At 65.4% G+C, this 15,834-nt stretch carries 16 protein-coding genes; 2 read left to right on the forward strand and 14 right to left on the reverse strand.

Going from position 1 to position 15,834, the window contains the following annotated elements:
* Positions 1 to 22 precede the first annotated feature (22 nt).
* A complete protein-coding gene (locus tag H3V53_RS00975) occupies positions 23 to 1,153 on the forward strand; it encodes a thiolase family protein (protein ID WP_336596301.1) in 1,131 nt (376 codons plus the stop codon).
* Between the two features lie 4 nt (positions 1,154 to 1,157).
* Positions 1,158 to 1,568 carry a Zn-ribbon domain-containing OB-fold protein gene (locus H3V53_RS00980; RefSeq protein WP_336596302.1) on the forward strand — a complete coding sequence of 137 codons (411 nt, stop codon included), beginning with the start codon at positions 1,158 to 1,160 and terminating at the stop codon, positions 1,566 to 1,568.
* Positions 1,569 to 1,660: 92 nt separating this feature from the next.
* Here the strand turns inward: H3V53_RS00980 and H3V53_RS00985 are convergent, their stop codons facing one another.
* The 14 genes from H3V53_RS00985 to H3V53_RS01050 form a co-directional block, all read right to left on the reverse strand.
* Positions 1,661 to 2,287 (reverse strand): DAK2 domain-containing protein, encoded by a 627-nt coding sequence (locus H3V53_RS00985; RefSeq protein WP_336596303.1) that lies wholly within the window; start codon positions 2,285 to 2,287, stop codon positions 1,661 to 1,663.
* Complete coding sequence (locus H3V53_RS00990) at positions 2,284 to 3,285, reverse strand: dihydroxyacetone kinase subunit DhaK (protein WP_336596304.1); 1,002 nt, start codon at positions 3,283 to 3,285, stop codon at positions 2,284 to 2,286. The genes H3V53_RS00985 and H3V53_RS00990 overlap by 4 nt, the downstream gene beginning before the upstream one ends.
* Positions 3,286 to 3,398: 113 nt before the next feature.
* Entirely contained in the window at positions 3,399 to 4,109 is a 711-nt protein-coding gene (locus tag H3V53_RS00995; protein WP_336596305.1) for an ABC transporter ATP-binding protein, read from the reverse strand.
* Positions 4,087 to 4,872 (reverse strand): ABC transporter ATP-binding protein, encoded by a 786-nt coding sequence (locus H3V53_RS01000; RefSeq protein WP_336596306.1) that lies wholly within the window; start codon positions 4,870 to 4,872, stop codon positions 4,087 to 4,089. The genes H3V53_RS00995 and H3V53_RS01000 overlap by 23 nt, the downstream gene beginning before the upstream one ends.
* On the reverse strand, positions 4,869 to 5,909 hold the full coding sequence (locus H3V53_RS01005; protein ID WP_336596307.1) for a branched-chain amino acid ABC transporter permease: 1,041 nt from the start codon (positions 5,907 to 5,909) through the stop codon (positions 4,869 to 4,871). The genes H3V53_RS01000 and H3V53_RS01005 overlap by 4 nt, the downstream gene beginning before the upstream one ends.
* Complete coding sequence (locus H3V53_RS01010) at positions 5,906 to 6,775, reverse strand: branched-chain amino acid ABC transporter permease (RefSeq protein WP_336596308.1); 870 nt, start codon at positions 6,773 to 6,775, stop codon at positions 5,906 to 5,908. The genes H3V53_RS01005 and H3V53_RS01010 overlap by 4 nt, the downstream gene beginning before the upstream one ends.
* Before the next feature lie 91 nt (positions 6,776 to 6,866).
* The gene (locus H3V53_RS01015; RefSeq protein WP_054925994.1) at positions 6,867 to 8,042 is read right to left on the reverse strand and encodes an ABC transporter substrate-binding protein; all 1,176 of its coding nucleotides are present in this window, start codon (positions 8,040 to 8,042) and stop codon (positions 6,867 to 6,869) included.
* Positions 8,043 to 8,195: 153 nt separating this feature from the next.
* A complete protein-coding gene (locus H3V53_RS01020) occupies positions 8,196 to 9,095 on the reverse strand; it encodes an MBL fold metallo-hydrolase (RefSeq protein ID WP_336596309.1) in 900 nt (299 codons plus the stop codon).
* Between the two features lie 208 nt (positions 9,096 to 9,303).
* Entirely contained in the window at positions 9,304 to 10,350 is a 1,047-nt protein-coding gene (locus H3V53_RS01025; protein WP_336596310.1) for an amidohydrolase family protein, read from the reverse strand.
* Entirely contained in the window at positions 10,347 to 11,657 is a 1,311-nt protein-coding gene (locus H3V53_RS01030) for an MFS transporter (RefSeq protein WP_336596311.1), read from the reverse strand. The genes H3V53_RS01025 and H3V53_RS01030 overlap by 4 nt, the downstream gene beginning before the upstream one ends.
* 121 nt (positions 11,658 to 11,778) lie before the next feature.
* A complete protein-coding gene (locus H3V53_RS01035; protein WP_336596312.1) occupies positions 11,779 to 12,210 on the reverse strand; it encodes a Zn-ribbon domain-containing OB-fold protein in 432 nt (143 codons plus the stop codon).
* Between the two features lie 8 nt (positions 12,211 to 12,218).
* Complete coding sequence (locus H3V53_RS01040; protein ID WP_336596313.1) at positions 12,219 to 13,403, reverse strand: thiolase family protein; 1,185 nt, start codon at positions 13,401 to 13,403, stop codon at positions 12,219 to 12,221.
* The gene (locus tag H3V53_RS01045) at positions 13,400 to 14,617 is read right to left on the reverse strand and encodes a CaiB/BaiF CoA transferase family protein (RefSeq protein WP_336596314.1); all 1,218 of its coding nucleotides are present in this window, start codon (positions 14,615 to 14,617) and stop codon (positions 13,400 to 13,402) included. Before H3V53_RS01045 ends, H3V53_RS01040 begins: the two co-directional genes overlap by 4 nt.
* 8 nt (positions 14,618 to 14,625) lie before the next feature.
* Complete coding sequence (locus H3V53_RS01050) at positions 14,626 to 15,768, reverse strand: CoA transferase (RefSeq protein ID WP_336596315.1); 1,143 nt, start codon at positions 15,766 to 15,768, stop codon at positions 14,626 to 14,628.
* Between the last annotated feature and the right edge of the window lie 66 nt (positions 15,769 to 15,834).

Raw genomic sequence — 15,834 nt, forward strand, 5'->3', positions numbered from 1 at the left:
CGATCACGACGGAGCACCGCAGATGAACCCCATGCAGGCGTTATCCAACCGCATCGCCGTGGTGGGGGTCGGCAACACCCGCTATGGCGAATTCCCCGATCTCAGCGACTACGCGCTCGGTGCACAGGCGTTTCGCACGGCGCTCGACGACAGCGGCCTCGACAAGTCGCAAGTCGACGGACTGCTGTGCTGCCGCGTGCCCTTTTATGCACAGATGGGCGAAACGCTCGGCATCAATCCTCGCTGGACCATGACGTTGCCCGGCCACGGCCGCATGTCGGGCATGGCCGTCGTCGAGGCGATGCTCGCGCTCGCGAGCGGCGCTGCCAACTACGTGGCGCTCGTCTATACGAACATCGGCCGCTCACGCCGGATGAACTACGGCGGCGACGAATTCGCGTCGTTCTGGGACCCGTGGGGCCTCACGTCGCCGGGCGCCTCGCATGCGCTGATGTTCCGCATGCACATGGAGCGCTACGGCACGACCACGCGACAGCTCGGCGAAGTGTCCGTCGCGTTTCGCAGCAACGCGATGCTCAACCCGGACGCTGTGATGCGCAAGCCGATGACGCTCGACGATCACGCACAGGTCCGCCGCATCGTCGAGCCGCTCGGACTCTACGACTACTGCCTGATCAACGACGGCGCGGTCTGCATGATCCTGACCACGCGCGAGCGCGCAGCCGATCTGCGCAAGCCGCCCGTGCTGATTGCGGGCGTCGGCGCACGCGATGCGTTCGAGCACAGCGCGATCGGCAATTTCGATCAGGAGTTCTGGTACGACGAGGTGCGCGAGGCGGGTACGCAGGCCTATCAGATGGCGGGCGTGGGCCCGCAGGATGTCGACGCGCTGATGTGCTACGACAACTTCACGCCGACCGTGCTGTTCAGCCTCGAAGGGCTTGGCTTTTGCGAACGCGGCGCGGCGGGCGGCTTCGTCGAGAACGGCGCGCTGCGCGTGGGCGGCCGGCTGCCGACCAATACCGACGGCGGTCATCTGTCGAATTCGTACATGCAGGGCTGGGCGCTCAACGTCGAAGCGGTGCGCCAGTTGCGCGGCGAATGCGGCGCGCGCCAGGTGGCGAATTGCGAAGTCGTGCAGTACGTCGCGGCCACGCCGTGCACGCGCTCCATCATCTACACGCGAGGCTAGCACCATGAACCGCTATGACAAACCATTGCCCGTGATCGACGCCTATACGCGCGGCTACTGGGACCACGCGCGCGCGCATCGGCTGTCGGTGCAGGCCTGCACGCAGTGCGGCCATCGTCACTTTCCGGCGACGCCTGTCTGTCCGCAGTGTCTGTCCGAGGCGCTAAGCTGGGAAGCCGTGAGCGGACGCGGCACGCTCGTTTCGTGGGCCACGTTTCATCGCGCCTATTGGCCCGCGTTTCGCGACGATGTGCCGTATCACGTGTGCATCGTGCAACTCGACGACGGACCGCTCGTGGTCGGCAATTTCGCGGACAACCGGCTGCCCGACGACGTGAGAATGGGCATGGCGCTGCGTGTCGAATTCGAGGACGTGACGCCGGACATTTCGCTCGCGCGGTTCGTCGCCGCTTGAGCTTCGGCTCGCACGAAGGCCACGCGCGCGGAACGCGCGGCCTTCGGTTGTTGGCACCAAGGTCGTGCCCTACGTATCTTGGTGCAAATCGCTCACGCCGCGTGGTCCGACGCGAGACTCGCCAGCATATGGCGAAACGCGATCATGCCGGGATCATCGAGGCCCACTGAACGCTCGGCGAACATGCGCGCGCGTCCGATGCGGTTCGGCCGGCCGCGAAACGTGACGATCGCTGCGTCGACAGCCGCCGTGGCCGCCGCATGTTGCGCGCGTGGATCGTCGAGTCCCGCGATGGCATCGTGTGTGGCGATCAGCGTATCGAGCACCGTCTTGTCGCCGGGCACCGCGCCGCCGCGCTGCGCAATCGCGTCGCTCGCCGCCTTCACCTGCGCCGGCAGCGCACGCCAGTCGAGCGACGCCGCGCCCGCCAGATTGCGCGCGAGCGTCATGAACGCGACGGTGAGCAAGGTGCCGAAGCTGGAGCCGGATGCCCGCGCGGTCGCTTGCGCACAAGCCTTGAAGAGCGCGCCGAGATCCGCATGCGGGCCCGCGTCGAGCGCGCTGCGCACGTTGGACGCGCAGCGCGCCAGCGTCGCGCCGAGATCGCCATCGCCAAGCTGCCCATCCAGCCGGTTCAGCTCGGGCGCAGCGGCATCGAGCACATCGGCCCACCGGCGCAGCGCGTGATCCGCGACTTCGATCGTGAGCGCCATCGTCATGCTCTCCAGAAAGGCGAAACGGCGGGTGCGTGCAGCAGCCATTCCAGTTCGCTGTCGAGCCGCTGGATAGTCAACGACACGCCCGTCATTTCCATCGACGTCGCATAGCGTCCGACGAGCGGCTGCACGATCTGCAGGCCGCGCGTCTGCAACTCGCGCGCGACCGCGCGAAACACGATGTAAAGCTCTTCGTACGGCGTCGCGCCGAGCGAGTTCACCAGCACCGACACGCGCTCGCCGCGCGCGGTATCGAGGTCCGAGAGGAGACGTTCGAGCATCTCCTGCACGAGCGCATCGGCGCGCTTCAGCGGGCCGCGCCACAAGCCCGGTTCGCCGTGAATGCCCATGCCCATTTCGATTTCGCCGTCGTCGATCGTGAAGCCCGGCTTGCCCACTTCGGGCACGATGCACGGTGTGAGCGCGACGCCGATCGAGCGGCAGCCTGCCACCGCCTTGCGCGCGACCGCCGTCACGTCGGCAAGCGACGCGCCCTCCTGTTCCGCTTTCGCTCCCGCGAAACGGTACGCGTAGACGACGCCCGCGACGCCTCTGCGCTTCGCGCTCTCTTGCGCCGACGCACTCGCGACATCGTCCGTCACGAGCACCGTCGTGCTTTCGAGGCCGTCGAGTTCGGCCAGCTCGCCCGCCATGTCGAAGTTCATGCGGTCGCCGCCATAGTTGCCATAGAGGCGCAGCACGCCCGCGCCGTGATCGGCTTCGCGCATCGCATCGATGCAATCGCCGACGGTCGGCCCGGCGAACACGTTGCCGATCGCACACGCATCGAGCAGCCCCGTGCCGACGTAGCCCGTGAACAGCGGCAAATGGCCGGAGCCGCCGCCGGACACGACGCCTACCTTGCCCTCGCGGGCGGGCGCCGCGCGTGCGATTACGCGGCCGCTTTCGCCCGCGCGGCGATACACGTCGGGATGCGCGAGGCACAGGCCATCGAGCATTTCATCGACATACGCGAGAGGTTCGTTGAGGATCTTCTTCATGAGTGGTCTCGTGCCGCCCGGCGAAGCCGGCCAGTTCTGGATCGGTTTGAACCGCTTCAAACCGCTTCAAACCGGTTCAAACCGACAAGGTTGATGGTCGCGCGCGAAGCGGTTCAGACGCCGAGGTACGCGCTCTGCACGGCAGGGTCTTTCAGCAGATCGCCCGTCGGCCCCGTGTTCACCGAGCGCCCCAGTTCGAAGATCACCGCGCGCGACGCGAGGTGCATCGCCCAGTGCGCGTTCTGCTCGGCGAGTATCACAGTGAGCCTCTCTTCGCGGCGGACTTCGTCGAGCACGTCGCCGATGCGCTCGACCACGATAGGCGCAAGGCCGAGCGAAGGCTCGTCCAGCAGGAACAGCCTCGGCCTCGACATCAACGCGCGGCCGATCGCGAGCATCTGCTGCTCGCCGCCGCTCAGGCTCGCCGCATGTTGCCGGAAGCGCTCCTTGAGGCGCGGAAAGTAGCGATAGATCTGCTCGGCGCGCTGCTGCGCCTCGTCGCGCGTGCGCGTGAAGGCGCCCATGCGCAGGTTCTCGGCCACCGACAGTTGCGGAAACACACGCCGCCCTTCAGGCGACAACGCAATGCCGCGCCGGACGATTTCGCTCGTCTTCAGGCCGCGCAATTCGACGCCTTCGAACGTGATCGAACCCGACGTGCTCGGCGCCATGCCGAGAATCGCCTTGATCGCGCTGCTCTTGCCCGCGCCGTTGCTGCCGACGAGCGCGAAGATCTCGCCTGCCTCGACGGAGAACGACACGTCGTGCGTGCCGATCACGCGCCCATAGCGCACGTTCAGATCAGATACGGTGAGCTGCGGCATGGCCTCTCCCCAGATATGCTTCGATCACTTTCGGATTGGCCAGCACGTCGAGCGGCGCGCCCGTAGTCAGTTCGTGCCCCTGGTTCATCGCCATCACGCGATCGCACAGACCCTTCATGAAGCGGATGTTGTGATCGATCACGATCACCGTGATACCGCGCGCGCGTATCTTGAGGATCGTGTCGCGCACATGGTCCGCCTCTTCCGCGCTCAGCCCCGCGACGGGCTCGTCGAGCATCACGATGCGCGGCTGCGCTGCGAGCGAGATGACCATGCCGAGCGTCTTCTGGTAGCCGTATGGCAGACTGCCCGCCTGCAGGTGGGCAACCTCCGACAGATTCAGCCAGTCGAGCAGTTCGCCCACGCGCCGCGCAGTGTCCTCGCGCAGCCGGCGAGCGCGGCGCGTATTGAAGAACGCCGCGACGAAGCCCGGATACAGGCCGAGATACGCACCGCGCACGGCGTTCTCGTAGACCGTTTGCGAGCCATAGACCGTCGTCGACTGGAAGGTGCGCACGAGGCCTTTGCGCGCCAGCACGTGCGGCAGCAGCCCGGTGATGTCTTCGCCGTCGAACAGCACGCGCCCGCCGCTCGGCCGGATCACGCCGCTCACCAGATTGATCGCAGTCGTCTTGCCCGCGCCGTTCGGTCCGATGATGCCGAGAATCTCGTGCTCACCGACGTGAAAGTTCAGCTCGGACACCGCCGCAAGACCGCCGAAATGGCGCGACAGATTTTCGATTTTCAGCAACGTGTTGCTCATCGCGCGCCTCCCCTTTGCGTTCGCTCGCCCATCATCCGTTTGAGCAGTGCGCCGGCATCCGCGATACCGCCCGAGAAGAACGCCATCACGAGTATCAGAACGATGCCGAAGAACACATGCTGCAGTTCGACATAGCCGCGCAGGAACTCAGGCAGCAGCACGACGAACAGCGTGCCGACGATCGGCCCGATCAACGTGTACATGCCGCCGATCACGTTGATGACGACGAGATTGAGCGATTGCTCCAGCGCGAACGAAGTCGGATCGATGTAGTGCACGAAGTGCCCCTGAAGCGCGCCCGCCATGCCCGCGATGCCGCAGCCGAGCACGAAGATCGACACTTTGGTCGCGAGCACGGGTACGCCCGAGCAGCGCGCGAGCGCCTCGCTCTCGCGCAGCGCGTCGATGGTGCGCCCCGTCTCCGACGCGAGCAGCCGCCCGATCACGCCGACGATTACGATCGCGAATCCGCACGTGAGGTAATAGAACGGCACGGGCTGCGAGAAGAACTCGCTCGGCGCGGGCACGCCGAAAATGCCGTTCGATCCGCCCGTCACGCTCGTCCAGTTCACGAACACCGTGCGCACGATCTCGCCGAACAGGAACGTGACCAGCACGAAGTACTTGCCCGTCAGCCGCAACACGACGGGACCGACCACCAGCGCGAGCAGCGCGGGCGCGACGAACGCAAGACACATCGCGAGCGGAAAGGGCAAGTCGAGGTGCATCGTCGCGAGCGCCGACACGTATGCGCCGATGCCCATGAAGGCCGCATGGCCGAGCGACACGTGGCCCGTGCGCACGATCAGATGCAGCGAGGCGGCGGCGATCGCGGTGATGCAGGTCGTCACCGCAATGGACAAGATGAACTTGTCCTGCGCAAACAGCGGCAGCGCGATCAACGCCGCTACCACGACAGCGACCACAGCGGGATGCGCGAGCCAACGGCGCGCGGGCCGCTGCAAGGGGCCGGCGGCCGCTTCGCGGGAAGCGAACGGGCGCTGCGGCGCGGATTCGAGAGTCGATGTTTTGCTCATGCTTCTTTCGTTCCGAGTAGGCCCCATGGGCGAAAGACGAGCAGCACGATCACGGCGCCGAACGACACGAAGATCGACGCCGCGCTGCCGTAGAACGTGCCGAGAAAGCTGTTCGCGAGACCAAGCAGCAAGCTGCCGAGCGCCACGCCCGGAATGCTGCCCATGCCGCCCAGGATAACCACGACGAAGGCGATCATCAGTTGCGGCTCGCCGACGAATGGGGACAGCGCATAGGTCTGCGCGTAGAAGCCGCCCGCCAGTGCCGCCATGAAGATCGCGATGAAGAACGCGAGCCGGTAGATCGCGGTGCTGTTGACGCCTTGGGCCTCCGCGATCGCCACGTCCTGTGCGGCCGCGCGCATCGCGAGTCCATAGCGAGAGTAATGCGTGAACAGATAGAACGCGAGCAGCGCGACGGCGGCGATGGCAGCGATCACCAGTTTCTGCTCCGGCACGACCAGCGCGCCGAGTTGCAGCAGCGCGTCGGTGCTCGGCGGCACGGAGCGCTCCTGCGCGTTCCAGACGATCACGGCCATGTACATGATCGCCATGTCGAGTCCGAGCAGGCCGATCATGCTCTGGAACATCCGCTGATAGAAGAAGCGGTAGACGACGCGCTCGAAGATCAGCCCGACGCATGCCACGACGAGCGCCGCAAGCGGCGCGGCCACCAGGTACGGCAGGCCAAAACCGCCGTAGAAGTAATAAAGCGTATAGCCGCCCAGCATGGCGAACGCGCCATGCGCGAAATTCACCACGCGCATGATGCCGAACAGTAGCGTGAAGCCGAGCGCGATCAGCACATAGATCGCGCTCAGGCCAAGGCCGTCGACGAAGATCTGTCCTAGCACGGCAGGAGTGAACATGAATTGCTCCGCAATGTCGTCGTTGGAGGGCGCGGATGCGCCCGGCTGCATCGCCTCGACGCGTGCGCCAAGGCGCACGTCAAGGCGCACGTCAAGGCGTAATGACGGCCTTCACGCTTGCCTTGCCGTTCTCCACTTCCTTGATGACAAAGGTATGCAGCAACTGATGATCGACGCCGTAGTCCTTTTTGCCCGTCCAGACCACCTTGCCGAAGATCGGCGCGTCGTAGCCCGTCATCTTTTCGATCTGGTCGCGGATCTGCGTGGTGTCCGTCGAATCCGCGCGGCGCATTGCTTCGAACAGGATACTGGCGGCGTTGTAGTAGACGGGCGCAAGTCCGTTCATCACGCCCGTGTACTTCTGCTGATAGGCCGCGACGAACGGCTTCACGCGCGGCAGCGACTCGTCGATCACGTCGTACTTGAGCATGCCGTTCGCAAGCGGGCCGGCAATCTGGATCAGCTCGTCGATACCCGCGCCGCCGGACTGGATGATGATGCCCTTGTAGCCCACCTGACGCGCCTGCTTGACGAGCAGCCCTGCTTCGCCGGGCGCGTTGGCGTTCAGATCGAACACGTCGACGTTTTGAGCCATCATGCGCAGCAGCAGCGGTGTGAATTCCTTCGTGCCGCGCTCGTAAGAATCGGTCCATACGTCGAAGCCGTTCTTCTTGTACGCGTTGGTGAGGATCGGCACGCCCGACTGGCCGGTTGCGTCGTTCGGCGCGATCATGCCGATCTTCTTGGCGTTAGGCGCGAACTTGTGCAGCCATTGCACGATCGGCTCGGAGAACTCCTGTGTGCTGTTGTTGACGCGAAACACATACGCGCCGTTCCACTGGTTGCGCAGAATCTGCGGCGCGTAACCGTCGACGAACTGCAGTACCTTCGCCGGTTCCGTGACGGGCAGCGAGCCGAGTGCGCCCGGCGATCCGACCGGTCCGAAAATCACCTTCACCTGATCGCGGTTCACGAGGCGATCGGCGGCCGTCTTCGCCTGCGCAGCGTTGTACTGGTCGTCATAGGCAACGACTTCGAGCTTATAGGTCTTGCCCGCGAGCTTCAGCCCGCCCGCCGCGTTGACCTGGTCGGCGGCGATCTGCACGCCGCGCTGCAAGCCGAGGCCCCACGCGGTGCCGCCGCCGGAAAGCGAAGCGATCACGCCGATCTTCATCGTCTCCTGCGCGTGCGCGGACCACGCTGCGCCGCACAGCGCGGCGGCGCACAACGCGCGGCTCGCGATCGTCTTCAGCCTCTCACTGCTCATACCCTGTCTCCTTGTTTATTCATGCCGACGCATGCCGACGGCGTGGGTGCGATGACGGGTCGCCGCGCGGGCGCCCGCATGATGGCGCACAGGCCGCGTGAACGACACCGTCCGGTCTGTCCGCTGCGTGGCCGCGGTACGGTGCGCGGCGCGTCAGGCGCCCTCGAAGGCGAAACGGAAGCGGTCCCCGTGACTGACGATGCGGCCCGCCGTCGGCGAAGGGAAATGCCCCGTCATCAGCAGCGTGTCGGTATCCGCGTAGCGGCGCATCACGGCGAGCCGGGTGTCGTAGGCCTGCTGCTTGTCGTAGTCGGCGAGGTTGGTCAGCGACGGTTCGGCGAACTGGATCGCGTGGTGGATCACATCGCCCGTGAAGACCGCGCGCTCGCGCCCGTGCGAGCCGACGTTGACGAAGACGTGGCCGGGCGTGTGCCCGCATGCGGGCGTCAGCCAGACGCCCTCGCCCAGTTCCTGCTCGACGACGTGGTCGAGCTCCACCATGTCAGCGCGTCCGTGTTCGACGATGGGCAGCACGCTATCTTCGAACGAGCCGCGGTTCACGGGCGTTTGCGGCTGCGTGCGATGAAGATTCAGCAGATAGTCGAACTCGACGCGCGCCATCAGATAGCGCGCATTCGGAAAGGTCGGCACCCAGCGGCCGTTGTCGAGACGCGTGTTCCAGCCCACGTGGTCCGCGTGCAGATGCGTGCACAGCACGATGTCGATCTCTTCGGGCCGCACGCCGATCGCCGCCAGGTTATGCAGATACGGCGTGTTCAGGTCGTTCCATGCGGGCATCGACGGACGCTGCTTGTGGTTGCCGTTACACGCGTCGACGAGAATGGTGTGATGGCGCGTGCGCACCACGTAGCTGTGAAAGCTCATATAGAGCCGCGTCGAACCGGGTTCGACCAGATTCGGGCCGAGCCAGTCGCGGTTCGCTTCGACGACCTGCTCGTCGATCGACGGGAACAGCCAGTTGGCGTCGAGCGCCATGCGGCTGATTTCATCGACCTTGCGGATTTCGGTGTTGCCGATCTTCTGCACGTTCACTTGCGTCTCCTGTGTTCTGGAATCCTGCAGGTCCGTTTCGATGCATTATATATTTAGGAAACAGGCTGTCCATATTTTTTATATTTTGCATCGAAGCAAAATATTATTATTGCGCGCGCGCGTCTCCGTCAGCGGAACGCTTATATAGCTCTACTGAATTTGTTGTGTCGCCTCCAACCGGGGCGACACAACGTTGGCATTGCATGTATCAGCTTTCGAGCCGGTAAAAATGCGCCGCCGTGTCGTGAAAGAGCGCGCGCTTTTCGGCGTCGCTCGCGCCTGCCGCGAGGCGCTTGTACGCGTTCCACATCACGCCGTAGCCGAAGCTGCCCTTGTCGACGGGGAAGTTGCTTTCGAACATGCAGCGCGATGCGCTAAACACATCGATGCAGGTTTCGACATACGGACGCAGCTTCTCCGCGATGGAGGCGGAATCGGGCGGCACGGCATCGCGCTCGAAATCGAAACCGAACAGCGGCATGCCGAAGCCTCCCAGCTTCACGAAGACGTTCGGCCGACGCGCGAGTTCGGCAACATCGCGTCGCCATGCAGCGAACACGTCGTCGCGGTGTCCCCGATACGGGCCGAGGCCAAGCGGGCCGCCCACGTGATTGAGGACGATCCGCGTTTGCGGCAACGCCGCCGCGAGATCGGACAGCTCGGGCAATTGTGTGTGAATCGCCCATGCATCGAAGCTCAGGCCGCGCGGCTCGAGTTGCGCGACGCCGGCCCTGAACGTCGCGTCGAGCAGCAGATGCGCGGGCGGCGTCGCGGCGGACGCGCGCACTTGCGCATGCCAGACGGCAATGTTGCGGATGCCGCGCAAGCGCCCCTGCCCCACGTCAATCAGATGATCGAGCACGCGCCCCACCTCGGCGCCAAGCGCCAACTCTGCGTTGCCGACCAGCGCAGCGGCAACGCGTGTCTTCGCGCCGCGCCGTTGCCCGTCGAGCGACTCGGCAAGGGCGAAGCGCAGTTCCCCTGCCGACGCGAGTTCGGCGGGCGCGTCGGCGTCGTAGTGGGTCTTGCACTCGACGAACACCGTCGCGCGGATGTCGTGGCCGCTCGCGATGTCGGCGAGCAGATCGTGCGTGCGATACGACTTGTGCGGAAACTCCCACAAGTGATGATGCGCATCGACGATGGGCAGGCCGGGTTCGAGCGCGGGCTCCTCGCGCAGCGCGAGCCATTCGGGCCGCACGGGATTGTGAGGCACGGCCTGCTTCGGCGCGCTTTCGTTGTGGGCAGTGCTCATTTCACTCCCCCGACCGCTTCTTGCATGCGCTCGCCGGATGCGTCGTCGCGCGTGCCGATCGGCGAGCGCGTGAAGAACCACGACGACAGTGCGCCCATCAGCAGCAGTCCGCCCGCAGCCGCGAATGCGGCGTCGAAATGTCCCGTCGCCTTCACGACGTAACCCGTGACGATGGGCGCCATGAAGCCGAACACGTTGCCGCCAATCAGCAACAGGCCGGTGGCGCGCCCGAGGTCGGACTTCGAGCGCAGCAGATCGCCAAGCAAGGTCATGTTCAGCGCGTTGCCTGTCGCCACTGCGCCGAGCGCGACTGTGATCAGCAGCAGGATCGCTTCGATGCTCGACACCCACGGCACAAACAGAATGGTCGCGCCGCCCAGCACGACCGCGCCGAGCACGATGCGGCGACGCCCTGCTTCCACTGCTTGCGGCGTCAGCAGCCGGTCGCTGAGAATGCCGAGCGCCACCGATACGACAATCGATCCGAGGTACGGCAGCGCCATTACGGTGCCGCTCTTGAGCAGCGTCATGCCGCGCTCCGTCTGCAGATAGTTGGGCAGCCACGTGAGGAACAGATACTGCGTGTACGCGCCCGCGCCCTGCGTGAGCATCAGCCCCCACATCGTCGTGCAGCCGATCAGGCGGCCGAGCCCGACGGGCGGCGCCGCGGCGCCCTGCGCCTGCGACGCGGTTTCGCGCTCGCGATGGATCGTCGCCCGTTCTTCAGCGGAAATCCAGCTGGTGTTCTCAGGCTGTCTGAAGAAAATGAGCCATACCGCGAGCCAGATAAAACCGACGACGCCGCACACCACGAACGAGAGCCGCCAGTCGAGCACCGATACGAGCCATGACAGGCCGACTGCGCCGAGCGCAGGGCCGAAGTACGCGCCCGAGTTGAAGATCGTCATGGCCGTCGCGCGCTCTTTCGCGGGCACCCATTCGCGGATGATCCGCGACGCCGCGGGATAGCAGCACGATTCGCCGATTCCCATCACGACGCGCGCCCCGATCACGCCGCCCATCGACACGGCCGCGCCCGTCACCGCTGTCGCCGCCGACCATACGGCCATGCTGGCCGCGGTGACGCTGCGCGCGCCGAAGCGGTCCACCATCAGCCCGATCGGCACGAGGCACAAGGTATAGCCCCACAGAAACGAGGAGAACAGGTAGCCGAGCTGAACCTTGTCGATGCCAAGATCGGTCTGTATCCGACCCGCCGATACCGACAGCGCGACGCGATCCAGATAGTTGATCGCCGCGAGGGCGAAGAGCATGAGGTACACCCAATAGCGCGATTTCCAGCGCATGGTCGTCTCCTTACGGTTGCGCGCGCCAGCCTGCAACCGCCGTCATTTGATGATGTCTCGTATCGTTGTCGTAGTGTGATGCCTTTGGTGCCTGCGATGACTGCGATGACTGCGATCGCGGTCACGCCCGCGGCCCGTCGTCGATCACGAAGCGCGGCAGCACGAACCCGTCCGGCATCGTCGCATAGATGAGTTTCACGCGCTTGCCGATCCAGCCTTCTTGCGGCAGCGGCGGTTCGAGGTTCGACACCATCACGGGCCCTTCGTCCAGACGTACGGCAACCACGTTATAGGGCGCGGGGTACGCTTCGAGATAGGTCTTGTGAAAGACGGCCCACGACAGCACCGTTGCGCCCCCGCTCACCCGCTTCCATTCGAGCCGGCCCGACAAGCAATGAGGACAGACGGGCGTGGGCGGATACAGCGTTGCGCCGCATGGCGCGCAATGCTGAAGCTGCATCGCACCGTCGCGGATGCTGTGCCACATCGGCACGTCGTACATGCCCATCACGGGTGCGGGCGTCCTTGGTGTTTCGGCTCGGGTTTCCGTCATGACGGCTCCTATCGGCTGTAGATGATCGACACGGCCTTGCCCGCCACGTCGGACGTATAGTGCGCATGGCGGCAATCGGGCACCTGGCGCTCGCCGCATTCGCCGCGCAGTTGCCGCACGCATTCGATCTGATGCGCCCAGCCCTGCATGTAGCTTTCGGACAGATGGCCGCCGCCCGTGTTGGTCGGCAGGCGCCCGTTCGGTCCAATCCCCGCCTCGCGCAGAAAGCGCCCGGCGTCGCCGACGGCGCAATAGCCATAGCCTTCGAGCGCGAGCGGCACGTGCACGGAGAAACTGTCGTAGACCTGGAACAGGTCCATGTCCTGCGGTCCGAAGCCCGCCATGTCATACGCCTGGCGCGCGCAGTCCTGTTGCGCCGGGAGATAAAAGTCAGTGAGCCGCGGTTCGAGGCTCGTCGCGCCGCTATTCAGATCGCGCCTGCCAAGCGCTTCGATATAAACGGGCGGTTTCGCGAAGCGCTTCGCGCGCTCGGCGGTGGTGACGATCAGCGCGACGCCGCCGTCGTTGATCATGCAATAGTCGAACAGGCGCAGCGGCTCGCAGATCGGGCGCGCCTCGCGATAATCGTCGAACGTGATGGGCTTGCGCATCACCGCATTCGGATTCATCGACGACCATGCGCGCTGCGCGACGGCGACGTGCCCAAGATCGAGCGGATCGAAGCCGCGTGCCTCGCAAAACGCGCGAAACGTCAGCGCATACAGCGCACCTTGCGACGTCAGCCCCCACGGCGAATGATAGACGTACGACAGGAACGCGTCGCCGCCCATTGCCTGCGGGCCGCCATACTGGATCTGCGCCGAGCGCTGATCGTTGCCGTACACCAGCGCAATGGTTTCCGCGAGGCCGGCCTGAATCGCCGTGACCGCTTGTGCGACCGACAGCACGGCGTCCGCCTGGTCGCCCCAGCGCGGATCGATGCCGAGCACCTCCGACATACGCTCGTAAGCGGTCGTCGGACCGGCGATCAGCCCGTCGATTTCATCCTTGCCGATGCCCGCATCGGCAAGCGCTTCGCGAAAGGCGATCGCGCCGTAGCCGTAGTTGTCGGTCGGCTTTTCGCCGTTGCGAACGCGCGTCCAGTCGCCCATCCAGTCCGAGTGGCCGACGCCGACCACGGCGGCTGCGCGGCGCAATGCGCCCGACGGCTGGGCCGCTTTCCATCCGTTCATGAAAACACTCCCTGTTCGTCGAGTTCCTGAAGTTGCCGCGGCGACAGGCGCAGCAGGCTGCCCAGCACTTCATGCGTGTGCTCGCCCATCAACGGCGGACGCGCGAGCTCGACGCGCTCGCCGTCGATCAAAAACGGCGGCGAATTGAGCAGTGCCGAACCGATCTCGGGATGTGCGACGTGCTGCCAGTAGCGGCGATGCGCGAGCTGCGGATCGCTTTCGACGAGCTGTCGCGAACTCGCGACCTCGGCGACCGCGAGACCCGCGTTGCGCAGCATCGCGACGATGGCGCCCGGCTCGTTCCGCAGGGTCCATTGCGCAACAGCCGCCTCCACGCATTCGAGCGCCGCAAGGCGTCCCGCGCAAGTGGCAAGCGCGGCGTCGCCGGCGAGATCGTCGCGGCCCATTGCCGCGGCGAGCGCGCGCCATTGCGCGTCGTCCGTCACGCTGATCGCGACCCATGCATCGTCGCCCTTCGCGCGGAACACGTTGTGCGGCGCGTCGCTGCGGCTGCGGTTGCCGAGTTGCGGCGGCTCGCGTCCCGTCACGGCCGCCTCGACCAGCGACGGCCCGACAAAGTTGATGGTCGATTCCACCTGCGACAGATCGATCTTCATGCCGCGCCCGGTCTTGCGGCGATACGCAAGCGCGGCCAGCACCGCGAATGCCGCGTGATATGGATTCGCCGCGTGATCCGGATAGTGCGTGCCCGGTCCGACGGGATCGTCGGGGCCATAGGCCGTCTGCCACATGATGCTCGTCACGGCGCTGATCGTCATGCCGACGCCGAGCAGATTCGCGCGCGGTCCGTCCTGTCCGTACATCGGCATCGACAGATAGATGATGTCCGGTTTGATCTCGCGCAGCGCGTCGTAGCTGAAGCCGAAGCGATCCATCGCGCCGGGCCCGAAGTTGTTCGACACCACATCGGACTGCGCGACCAGCTCGCGCACGATGCGCTTGCCCTCTTCCATCTTCAGATTCAGCGCAATGCTCTTCTTGCCCGTGTTGCGCGACGCGAAGTAGCCGCTGCGGTTGATGCCGAACACGCCGTCCTTGTACGGGCCCGCCGTGCGCACGGAATCGGGCCGTGTGATGCTTTCGATCTTCAGCACTTCCGCGCCGAAGTCCGAGAAGACCTTGGTGCCGAACGGCCCCGCGCCGGCCCAGGTGAGATCGGTGAAACGAATGCCTTTCAGGAAGTCGGGTTTCATTGCATCGTTCAGGCCGGTTGTTGTTGATCGGACGCCGCTGCGGGCCGCACCTGCCAGACGGGTTCGGACATCCGGTAGGGTGCGCCGGGAAAGCGCGCGCGACCGCGCGCGTGGGCAAGCTCAAGCGTCGTGAAGTACTCGCGATGCTGCAATTGCGGATCGTCGAGCACGTCGAGCACCTTCGCGACGGGTCCCATAACGATCTTGCGCGCGAGCGCCTCGCGCGTCAGTTCTTCCTGGGTGTAGTCGCGCGTGAACGATTCGAGCGTCTCGCGCAGAATGCGCTTCGCCTCGCCCGACAGGCGCCACACGCGATCGGCCCAGCGCTCCTTCGTCAGTTCCTCGCCTGCTGCATGGCCCGTTTCGACGACCCATTGCACCAGCGCGTTCCACGACACGCCGAGCGAACGCGGCGCTGCCAGAAAGATCAGGCCGTCCTTGCAGGCAAACATGTCTTCGCTCGCGTCGCGCGTGCCTTCGCCGCCACGCATCGATACCTTCTTCTCGAAGTCCCACATCTGTACCGAGTTCTGCAGCGAATGCGCGATGCACTCCTGTACCGACACCTCGACGTCATGGCCGCGCCCCGTTGCGATGCTGTCGTAAAGCGCGAGCGACGTGGCCGTCGCCGCGTACACGCCGGCGATCATCGTGGCCTGCGCGCCCGGCAGGCGCAAGGGCGCGTCGTCGGGACGCCCCGACAGCCACGCAATGCCGCCCGCCGCCTGCAACGTGAGGTCGGTCGCGGGCGCATCGGCCCACGGCCCCGTGTGTCCGAACGGCGAGATCGACGTGATGACGGCCGACGGCGCCTGCTCCCGCACCCACGCCAGTTCCCCGTAAAGCGGCCCGCCGCGTTCGAGCAGAATGACCTGCGCGCTGCGCGCCGCCACGGCGAACGCCTCGCGTCCCGCGTCCGCCTCCAGATCGAGTTCGCGGCTTTGCTTGCTCGCGTTGAGAAATTCGAACTCATACACGCGCGCCGCGCGCGCCAGCGCATCGTCGCCCTCCACGGCCCGCCTGTCGGGCAAGCCGCCCGGCGGCTCGATGCGCGTGACCGCCGCGCCGAGATCCGCAAACAGGCGCCCGACATAGCGCCCGAAATCGTAGGTCATATCCAGAATCTGGATGTCACCGAATGGACTGTTCACTGCTCCTCCTGTCGCCGTGTACGTACAAAATATAAATTATATTTTTAGCAGCGACAAGCGTTCGTC

The organism is Paraburkholderia bengalensis, assembly GCF_037126505.1.
In the GTDB taxonomy this organism is placed as follows: Bacteria; Pseudomonadota; Gammaproteobacteria; order Burkholderiales; family Burkholderiaceae; genus Paraburkholderia; species Paraburkholderia bengalensis.

What these genes read in the sequence shown, in the direction of transcription:
- H3V53_RS01005 (WP_336596307.1), bottom strand. Translation starts at nt 5,909, where the DNA reads ATGAGCAAAACATCGACTCTCGAATCCGCGCCGCAGCGCCCGTTCGCT.
- H3V53_RS01010 (WP_336596308.1), bottom strand. Translation starts at nt 6,775, where the DNA reads ATGTTCACTCCTGCCGTGCTAGGACAGATCTTCGTCGACGGCCTTGGC.
- H3V53_RS00995 (WP_336596305.1), bottom strand. Translation starts at nt 4,109, where the DNA reads ATGCCGCAGCTCACCGTATCTGATCTGAACGTGCGCTATGGGCGCGTG.
- H3V53_RS00985 (WP_336596303.1), bottom strand. Translation starts at nt 2,287, where the DNA reads ATGACGATGGCGCTCACGATCGAAGTCGCGGATCACGCGCTGCGCCGG.
- H3V53_RS01040 (WP_336596313.1), bottom strand. Translation starts at nt 13,403, where the DNA reads ATGAACGGATGGAAAGCGGCCCAGCCGTCGGGCGCATTGCGCCGCGCA.
- H3V53_RS01015 (WP_054925994.1), bottom strand. Translation starts at nt 8,042, where the DNA reads ATGAGCAGTGAGAGGCTGAAGACGATCGCGAGCCGCGCGTTGTGCGCC.
- H3V53_RS01025 (WP_336596310.1), bottom strand. Translation starts at nt 10,350, where the DNA reads ATGAGCACTGCCCACAACGAAAGCGCGCCGAAGCAGGCCGTGCCTCAC.
- H3V53_RS01035 (WP_336596312.1), bottom strand. Translation starts at nt 12,210, where the DNA reads ATGACGGAAACCCGAGCCGAAACACCAAGGACGCCCGCACCCGTGATG.
- H3V53_RS01045 (WP_336596314.1), bottom strand. Translation starts at nt 14,617, where the DNA reads ATGAAACCCGACTTCCTGAAAGGCATTCGTTTCACCGATCTCACCTGG.
- H3V53_RS00980 (WP_336596302.1), top strand. Translation starts at nt 1,158, where the DNA reads ATGAACCGCTATGACAAACCATTGCCCGTGATCGACGCCTATACGCGC.
- H3V53_RS00990 (WP_336596304.1), bottom strand. Translation starts at nt 3,285, where the DNA reads ATGAAGAAGATCCTCAACGAACCTCTCGCGTATGTCGATGAAATGCTC.
- H3V53_RS01030 (WP_336596311.1), bottom strand. Translation starts at nt 11,657, where the DNA reads ATGCGCTGGAAATCGCGCTATTGGGTGTACCTCATGCTCTTCGCCCTC.
- H3V53_RS00975 (WP_336596301.1), top strand. Translation starts at nt 23, where the DNA reads ATGAACCCCATGCAGGCGTTATCCAACCGCATCGCCGTGGTGGGGGTC.
- H3V53_RS01000 (WP_336596306.1), bottom strand. Translation starts at nt 4,872, where the DNA reads ATGAGCAACACGTTGCTGAAAATCGAAAATCTGTCGCGCCATTTCGGC.